General features: G+C 48.1%; 5 protein-coding genes. All 5 read left to right on the forward strand.

All coding sequences use genetic code 11. The annotated features are described in order from the left end of the window. The first annotated feature begins 44 nt into the window (after positions 1–44). The 5 genes from VN105_RS13505 to VN105_RS13525 are packed head-to-tail and all read left to right on the forward strand — an operon-like array spanning position 45 to position 4,562. A complete protein-coding gene (locus tag VN105_RS13505; protein WP_325641709.1) occupies positions 45–755 on the forward strand; it encodes a methyltransferase domain-containing protein in 711 nt (236 codons plus the stop codon). Then, positions 739–1,545: an FkbM family methyltransferase gene (locus VN105_RS13510; RefSeq protein WP_325641711.1), complete on the forward strand. Its 807-nt coding sequence runs from the start codon at positions 739–741 to the stop codon at positions 1,543–1,545. The genes VN105_RS13505 and VN105_RS13510 overlap by 17 nt, the downstream gene beginning before the upstream one ends. 9 nt (positions 1,546–1,554) lie before the next feature. Further along, positions 1,555–2,553: a polysaccharide deacetylase family protein gene (locus tag VN105_RS13515; RefSeq protein ID WP_325641713.1), complete on the forward strand. Its 999-nt coding sequence runs from the start codon at positions 1,555–1,557 to the stop codon at positions 2,551–2,553. A 3-nt stretch (positions 2,554–2,556) separates the two neighbouring features. Continuing rightward, the gene (locus VN105_RS13520) at positions 2,557–3,810 is read left to right on the forward strand and encodes a glycosyltransferase (protein WP_325641715.1); all 1,254 of its coding nucleotides are present in this window, start codon (positions 2,557–2,559) and stop codon (positions 3,808–3,810) included. Continuing rightward, positions 3,807–4,562: a glycosyltransferase family 2 protein gene (locus tag VN105_RS13525; RefSeq protein ID WP_325641717.1), complete on the forward strand. Its 756-nt coding sequence runs from the start codon at positions 3,807–3,809 to the stop codon at positions 4,560–4,562. Before VN105_RS13520 ends, VN105_RS13525 begins: the two co-directional genes overlap by 4 nt. Positions 4,563–4,806: the final 244 nt, after the last annotated feature.

Below are 4,806 nucleotides of genomic sequence, written 5' to 3' on the forward strand. Positions count from 1 at the left end.
GGTGAAGCAAAGGATCATTAAATTCTGGAGAAAAATCACTAAGAATGGTTAAGTTGCTCAGGAAGATACTAAAGCGCCTTAAAAGGAATACAGTTTCGCCGCTGTCGTGGACCAGCCTGAGAAACCTGCAGCCGCTATCCACTACTTTTGGCTTCGACCGCGGCACGCCGGTGGATCGCTATTACATAGAACAGTTCCTGAAAGCCAACACCAGGCATATTTCGGGGAGTGTATTAGAAATAGCCGAAAGTAAGTATTCCAGGCAGTTTGGCCAGGGAGTACACACTTATGAGGTGTTGCATATGAAGCAGGAACCCCAGGTAACCATTGTGGGAGATCTCACCAACCCGGGTACTTTGCCTGAAAATCGTATCGACTGTTTTATCTGCACACAAACCTTCAATTTTATATACGACTTTAAGTCGGCCATCACCGGCGCTTATTACCTGCTTAAACCAGGAGGCGTATTACTGGCAACCCTGGCAGGTATTACGCAGTTATCCGCTACCGACATGAAGCAGTGGGGCGATTACTGGAGATTTACTACCCAGTCGGCTGCCAAAGCATTCGGTGAGGTTTTTGGTGAAGAAAATATTGAAGTATCTTCCTCGGGGAATGTGCTCACCTGCACGGCCATTTTGCAGGGCATTGTAACAGAAGAGCTGACAACAGCAGAATTGGATTTTAATGACCCGGTGTACCCGGTAATAATTACCATTAAAGCAAAAAAAAGACTACATGGGATTGATCAGTGAAAATCTGCAGAAGATTAAACAGGTTGTCAGCAACAGGTATTACCGGGAGTTTTTACGTTTACACCGTAAGCATTATCAGCAACGGATAGATAAACAGGCCCCTGCTGATTTCCTGCACTATCATATAAATATTGTAGATGGACCATCCTTTGTATTCCAGTACAAAGAGATATTTTTTACCAACGTATACAAGTTTGAAAGCAACAATAAAACCCCGGTGATCTTTGATTGTGGCGCCAATGTGGGCCTGAGTTGTATTTATTTTAAGTCGCTGTTTCCCGATGCACAGATCACCGCCTTTGAAGCAGACCCTTTTATAGCAAGCGTGCTGAGTGATAATCTCCGGAAAAATAACCTTACGGGTGTTACGGTAGTGGACATGGCTGTATGGACCAATGAGGAAGGCATTACTTTTTATACTGATAATGCCGATGGGGGCAGTGTATTCGGAGAGGGGAGCGGTACCAAAGTAACAGTGCCCACCGTGCGGTTAAGAAGCATGCTGGAACAGGCAGGGAACGTCGACTTTCTCAAAATGGATATTGAAGGCGCCGAAGTAGCGGTGATAAAGGATTGCGACGGAGCATTGGCTGCTGTGAAAAATATCTTCATAGAATATCATTCTTTTAACAAAACACCACAGGGATTGGGAGATATCCTGGAGATCCTCCAGCGGAACGGCTTCAGGTATTTCATTGAATCTGCCACCGAAAGATCTTCCCCCTTTGTTAATAAAGCGGCAAACGATACGATGGATATGCAGCTGAATGTATACGCCTATAAAATGTAGTAGTACCTGATGGGAGACCTGAGTAAAAAAATATTTTCAGTAATGCACTATGTGGCCAACAAAGTGCAGCAACCGGCGGTAATTTTATTGTACCACCGGGTAACCACCCTGCAGCAGGACCCACAGGACCTTTCTGTTACGCCCGGTCATTTCGACTCCCATCTCGCACACCTGGTCACTGATTACAACCTGCTGGATGCAGATCAGTTCCTCTATCATGTAAAAAATAAAAAAGCCTTCCCGCAACGGTCCGTATTTGTGACATTCGATGATGGCTACGCAGATAATTACCACGAGGCATTGCCTTTGCTTACAAAGCATAAGGCGCCGGCACTGTTCTATATCACTACTTCAAAGATCAATACCACTTACGAATTGTGGTGGGACGACCTGGAAAGGATATTGCTCACACCCGCCAACCTGCCGCCGGTGCTGCAGATCACCATTAACGGGCAGGCCATGCAATATGCCACCGGCACGCTAACGGCTATACGTGAAACTTATTACGCACTGCAGCAGGTACTCCGTTTCTGCAAACCCGCGGAAATAGAATCAGCCATGCAGCAGCTGTATGAATGGGCTGGCCAAACCGCCACAGGCCGAGCTTCCCACCGGCTGATGACCTGGGAGGAGGTAAAAGCCACGGGCAACAGCGCTTACGCTGCCATTGGTTGTCATACCCACCGCCACCCGGCTGTAGGGATGCTGAGCTATGAAGAGCAATATACTGAAATCGGCATGTCCAAAGAGATCCTGGAAGGCGTGCTGGGCGCTCCGCAGGTACACTTTTCCTATCCTTTCGGAGGTAGAAAGTTCCTCGGTACCAAACGCTATTACAATGGCGACAGTATCAAAGCATGTAAGGCACTGGGCCTGCAAATGGTATGCGCCAACTACCACGGGCAGGTACATAGCTGGAGTAATCCGTATGCGCTTCCACGTATCCTCGTGCGTAACTGGACACCGGATATATTCCGGCAGCAAATGCAACAGTTCTTTAAATACTAGCCGGTGAAAGTACTTTTTATCAATAAATATGAGAACAGCGGAGGCGCTGCCATAGCAGCGCAAAGGATCGCAGCCGGGCTGGAGGAATATTATCATATCTCCGACAATTTCCTGGTGGGCACCCATACCGCTTCCTCCCGCGCCACGCCTACCCGTCCGGGTACCCTGCGTAATGTTATTGAAAGAGGGCTCAATGTACTGAGTAACCGGGCCGGACTGCAATATTTATATTTCCCGTTCTCCACTTCCGCTATCATGCGGCATGCACAGGCTTACCAGCCGGATGTGATCAGCCTGCATAATATTCATGGCGGCTATTTTGATGCCACGCTGCTGCCACGCTTATCTGCCATTGCACCTATTGTATGGACCCTGCATGATATGTGGGCCATTACCGGCAATGCAGCGCATACCTTTGGAGACAGCTCCTGGAAAAGCGGCAGGGCAGGCAAAGGGGAGCACCGGCGCTCTCCCGCCATGGGACTGCCTACCGGCAATTACCTTATCAAAAGAAAACAAAAGCTTTATGCCGGCAGCGACCTGCATATCGTATCGCCTTCCCGCTGGTTGTATAACATGACTGCGGAAAGCCCGCTTACAAAAAGCAAACCGCTGTACCATATTCCCAATCCTATCGATACTAATTATTTCCGTCCACAGGATAAAACGGTATCCCGCCAGGCGCTGGGCCTCCCGGCAGATGCCCCGGTGATCACGTTTGTATCCGAGCGGCTTTTCGCCAGCGAGTTTAAAGGCGGCGCCGAACTGCTCAATATTTTACACCTGCTGGATGCACAGCTGGACCGGAAAGTATACCTGCTCATGATAGGCAGGGACCAGTTGCCCGGAACCTTCAAACACCTGGAATGCGTGTATACGGGCTACGTGAAGGATACAGAGAAAATGATGCAATGCTACAGCGCCAGCGATATCTTTTTTTATCCCACCAAGGCAGATAACCTGCCCAATGTGCTGATAGAGGCAGGGAGCTGTGAAACGGCCTGCATTACCTTTGATGTGGGTGGCTGTAAAGAAATAGTGCAGAACGGTGTAACAGGATATGTGATCCCCCCAGGTGACCAGCAGCAATTTGCGCAGCAAACGCTGAAGCTCCTGCAGCACCCTGATGCCTGCCGGCAGTTTGGCAAAGCGGCCAGGGCATATATAGAACAATATTTCGGAATGAAAGTAGTAGCCGCACAGTACTATCAGCTGTTTCAGTCGGTGGCAAGGAACCCGCAATCAACAAACACATGAACAAAACTTCATCCCCGGTATTGAGTATCATCACGGTATGTTTCAATGCTGAGAAATTTATTGAAAGCACCATCCAAAGCGTGTTGGAGCAAACCTATCCGCACATCGAGTACATCATTGTGGATGGCGCTTCGCGTGATAATACCATGGAGGTGATTGAAAAATACCGCTCCCGCATCGCTACGGTGATCTCAGAAAAAGATAAAGGATTATACGATGCCATGAATAAAGGCATGCAACTTGCTACAGGCGAGTACCTGTTGTTCCTGAATGCCGATGATGTACTGGCTGCGCCCGATGTGATCAGCAGGATGCTGGCCGCCTGCAACGACGCCGATGTGTATTATGGCGAGGCAATGTTTATGGATGAGAACGGACAGGATATAGGGCTGAGGTCTGAACAAACACCCCATCGCGTGCCGGAGCAGTTAACCTGGAAAAGTTTGAAACACGGTATGGTGGTATCGCACCAGGCTTATGTGATCCGCCGTAGTCTGAGCCCGTTATATGATTTGCAATACCGTGTATGTGCGGATATCGACTGGATGATCCGTACATTGAAAGCGTCGCATAAAATATGTAATACGCACCAGGTAGTGGCGAGGTTCAGGGTGGGTGGAACTTCAAAGCAGCATCAGCAGCTGGCGTGGAAGGAGCGATACAGGATATTGAATCATTACTATGGCAAGCTGGCCAACCTGGTGAATCACCTGTTTATTGCCGGCAGGTACCTGGTTCGCAAAAAGTATTAAAGCCCAGGTAAATGAACCGTAACGAATATCGTATATTGGAAATGATGTCTATCTTGTGAGGGGCGTTTTTCTGAGAAGCGAATGATTTAAAAAATTAAACCATTATAATGAATCGTATTGCTGTCATTAAATCTCTGTTGCAGAGAACAAAGGCTAAAGTTTACGTTGAAATAGGAGTAGATACCGGGTATGTTTTCTTTTCCCTGGATGCCCCGGTAAAAGCAAAAATTGCGGTAGATCCTGA

Source organism: Chitinophaga sp. (assembly GCF_035564935.1).
Taxonomy (GTDB): domain Bacteria; phylum Bacteroidota; class Bacteroidia; order Chitinophagales; family Chitinophagaceae; genus Chitinophaga.

Coding starts and splice junctions, on each gene's coding strand:
- VN105_RS13505 (WP_325641709.1), top strand. CDS start 45: ATGGTTAAGTTGCTCAGGAAGATACTAAAGCGCCTTAAAAGGAATACA.
- VN105_RS13510 (WP_325641711.1), top strand. CDS start 739: ATGGGATTGATCAGTGAAAATCTGCAGAAGATTAAACAGGTTGTCAGC.
- VN105_RS13515 (WP_325641713.1), top strand. CDS start 1,555: ATGGGAGACCTGAGTAAAAAAATATTTTCAGTAATGCACTATGTGGCC.
- VN105_RS13525 (WP_325641717.1), top strand. CDS start 3,807: ATGAACAAAACTTCATCCCCGGTATTGAGTATCATCACGGTATGTTTC.